The sequence below is a fragment of the Erwinia oleae genome (assembly GCF_000770305.1).
Lineage (GTDB): Bacteria > Pseudomonadota > Gammaproteobacteria > Enterobacterales > Enterobacteriaceae > Erwinia > Erwinia oleae.
In genome coordinates, this window is record NZ_JNVB01000136.1 from 1 (window position 1) to 3,427 (window position 3,427).

Annotated in this window: 4 protein-coding genes; 2 read left to right on the top strand and 2 right to left on the bottom strand. The window is 59.0% G+C overall.

Annotated elements, in window-relative coordinates; translation table 11 throughout:
- Positions 1 to 514, bottom strand: a 514-nt coding sequence (locus GS12_RS22280) for an LLM class flavin-dependent oxidoreductase (protein WP_034951097.1), incomplete at its 3' end; no start/stop codon positions are given.
- Between the two features lie 225 nt (positions 515 to 739).
- Between GS12_RS22280 and GS12_RS22285 the strand changes: the two genes are divergently transcribed.
- Complete coding sequence (locus tag GS12_RS22285; RefSeq protein WP_034916244.1) at positions 740 to 1,654, top strand: ABC transporter substrate-binding protein; 915 nt, start codon at positions 740 to 742, stop codon at positions 1,652 to 1,654.
- A gap of 1 nt (position 1,655) precedes the next feature.
- Entirely contained in the window at positions 1,656 to 2,963 is a 1,308-nt protein-coding gene (locus tag GS12_RS22290) for an NtaA/DmoA family FMN-dependent monooxygenase (protein ID WP_034951099.1), read from the top strand.
- A gap of 35 nt (positions 2,964 to 2,998) precedes the next feature.
- Here the strand turns inward: GS12_RS22290 and GS12_RS22295 are convergent.
- Positions 2,999 to 3,427, bottom strand: a 429-nt coding sequence (locus GS12_RS22295; RefSeq protein WP_034951100.1) for a nucleoside transporter C-terminal domain-containing protein, incomplete at its 5' end; no start/stop codon positions are given.

The window sequence follows — 3,427 nt, forward strand, 5'->3', positions numbered from 1 at the left end:
TCGGCAGCTTCGCCTGCAGCGGCTTCACTGAGGCAAAGGCCTGCTCTGCCTGGTAATAGTCGCCGTGATGATCGTAAGGCTGCTCTGCGGTGAGGCTTTGCGTTAACACATCCAGAAAGTCGTCGGTGCGGGCGTAACGCTGGGTTTTATTCAGAAAGTCGCCGTCTTTACGCTGCTCGGCATCGCTGCCGCCGCTGATAATATGTACCGCCAGGCGGCCATCGGTAAGCTGATCGAGCGTAGCCAGCTTGCGGGCGGCCAGCGTCGGCGAAACAAAACCGGGACGGTGCGCCAGCAAAAACTTAATGCGTGAGGTGCTGGCTGCCGCGTGGGCGGTCACCAGAAAACCGTCTGGTTGATCGGACCAGTAGCCGACCAGCACGCGATCAAAACCGGCCTGCTCATGGGCGCGGGCGAAATCAGCGATGTACTGCTTATTAAATACCGGGCCAGCGGGTGGAATGATTTCTGAGGCCAGTCGGTGACCGATCATGCCAAGGAACTGAATGCTCATAATTTTTTCTCCAGGGAAGGCGGGTAATAAAACCAACATGAAGAAAACCCTATGATCCGGCGCCCGGGCTGTGAAATTCATATTTGTGCGTTGTTAAGCTGAAAATCATCAAAAGAGTGTGAACGAAGTGTTAGAAGAATTTTGCATAATCATTACCCGGCAAAGGCATTTAGAGAATAAAAAAACGGATGCTAGCCTGAAATTTTCCTCCTGTTGAGACACCAGATGAAAACCTTTCGCTTCAGTATCTGTGCACTTGCACTGTTCAGTTCGTCCGTCTTTGCCGCCGGCACGCTGTCGGTTGGCGATCAGCGCGCCAATGCGCGTGCCATCCTCGAAGCTTCGGGCGAGCTGAGCAATGTTCCTTACACCATTGAATGGCATGAGTTTGCCAACGCCGCGCCGCTGCTGGAAGCGATGCGCGCCGGTTCGCTGGATGCCGGGTCGGTAGGCGACGCGCCGCTGACCTTTGCCGTGGCGGCGGGGCTGGACGCGAAAGGCATTCTGGCGACGCGCTACGCCGGAAACGCGCTAATCGTTAAGAAGGGCAGCGCCATCCGTAACGTAAGTGAGCTGAAGGGCAAAAAAATCGCCACGGTGAAGGGCTCTTCCGGCCATAACCTGGCCATGCAGGCGCTGGGCAAGGCGGGCCTTCAGCCCTCCGACGTCACCTTCGTCTTCACCACGCCAGCCGAAGCCACGCTGGTGCTTGACCAGGGCGGCGTTGACGCCGTCGCCACCTGGGAACCCTACGTATCGTTCGCCACGCAGCAGTCCGGCGCGCAGATCATCGCTGACGGCAAAGACTATCCGGCACTCAGCTATCTGGTTGCCAGTAACAAAGCCATCGCCGACAAAAAAACGGCGCTGGCTGACTTCAGCCAGCGGCTGATCCGCGCACGCAGCTGGACGGCAAAGCATCCGCAGGCGTACGCCACCGCCATTGCCAGACTGCTGCGTATTCCGCAGGAGGTGGCGCTGCTGAAGGTGAAACGCGAGCTCAATCAGGTCGAACCTGATACGCAGGCGGTGCTGGCGGTTCAGCAAAATACGGCAGATTTGTATCTGAAAAACGGTCTGATCCCCAAACCGATTGAGGCGAAAACCTTTATCGATCTCAGCCTGTCGCAGGGGAAATAGCATGCATCTGGCGCTCTATCTCAGCGACACCGGGCTGCACGCTGGCGGCTGGCGACATCCGGCGGCGGAAAATCCCGATCCCATGCGGCTCGACACCTGGCTCACGCTGGTGAAAAAGGCCGAAGCGGCGAAGTTTGATTTCGCTTTTGTTGCCGACAAACTCTCCATTGACGACATCTACGGCGGCGATATCGCCACCACCGTGCAGTACCGGCCGGGCTACGCGCGGCCTGAACCGATGGCGCTGCTGACCGCACTGGCGCTGGGCACGGAACGCATTGGCCTGGGCGGGACGCTCTCCACCACCTATGGCGAGCCTTTTCACGCCGCGCGAACGCTGGCCACGCTCGATCATTTCAGCCACGGGCGCATGGCCTGGAACGCGGTGACCTCCACCAACGACGGCGAGGCGCGCAATTTCAGCCGGATGCAGCACATGGGGCATGCCGAGCGCTACCGGCGTGCGGACGAATTTATCGCTGCCGTACATCAGCTTCTTGCCAGCTGGCAGCCGGGCGCGCGGGTGGTGGATAAAGCCAGCGGCATTTACGTCGACGCCAGCAAAGTCCGCTATACGCGCTTCAACGGTGAACACTTCCATATTCAGGGGCCGCTGACCGTGGCGGCGCCGCCGCAAGGCAGGCCGGTACAGATTCTGGCGGGCGTCTCGGCGGATTTCAAAGCGGTCGCCACGCGCGTGGGCGAAGTAATTTTTACCGTCCATCCCGAACGGGAGCGCGCCTGCGCCTTTTACCAACAGTTCAAAGAGGATATGGTCGCCATCGGGCGCGCGCCCGACGCCTGTAAAATCCTGCCGGGCGTCATGCCGATTGTGGGGAAAACGCATCGGGAAGCGCAGGAGAAGCGCGCGCGGCTTGATGAGCTGGTCGATCCGCTCGCCGGACTGAGTTTTATGTCGGCGAGCATGAATTACGATCTCTCTCAGCACGATCCGGACGCGCTGTTCCCGGACATATTCGACCGCATCAGCGGCAGCAAAGGGCGTTTCGAATATGTGATCGCTGAAGCGCGGCGGCAGGGAAAAACGCTGGCGGAGGTGGCGAAACGCTATGCGGCCAGCGCCTCTTTTCCGGTCATGGCGGGAACGGCGGAGGAGATAGCCGACGAGATGATGGCATGGGTTGAGAGCAGGGCGTGCGATGGTTTTGTGCTGATGCCTGCGGATATGCCTGCTTCACTGAACGATTTTGCCGACCAGGTGGTGCCGGTTTTGCAGGCGCGGGGAGCGTTTCGGAAAGCGTATTCAGGGACAACGCTGCGCGAGCATCTTAACGTGCCGCTGGAATAGTCAGGGCGAACCCGCAAGGGGTTCGCCCTTTACAGTTAGTGCAGCACTAAACCGGCGATTGAGGCCGACAGCACGCTGACCAGCGTTGAGCCGTACAGCAACTTCAGGCCGAAGCGGGAAACCACATTTCCCTGCTCTTCGTGCAGGCCTTTGATTGCGCCCGCCACGATGCCGATCGAGGAGAAGTTAGCAAAGGAGACGAGGAAGACGGAAAGGATGCCTTCACCGCGCGGCGACAGCGAACCGGCAATTTTTTGCAGATCCATCATCGCCACAAACTCATTCGATACCAGTTTGGTGGCCATGATGCTGCCCACCTGCAAGGCTTCGCCCGACGGCACGCCCATTACCCAGGCAAACGGATAGAAGACATAGCCTAATACGCCCTGGAAACTGATGCCGAAAATGGTGTCAAACAGCGCATTGACCGCCGAAATCAGCGCGATGAAACCAATCAGCATCGC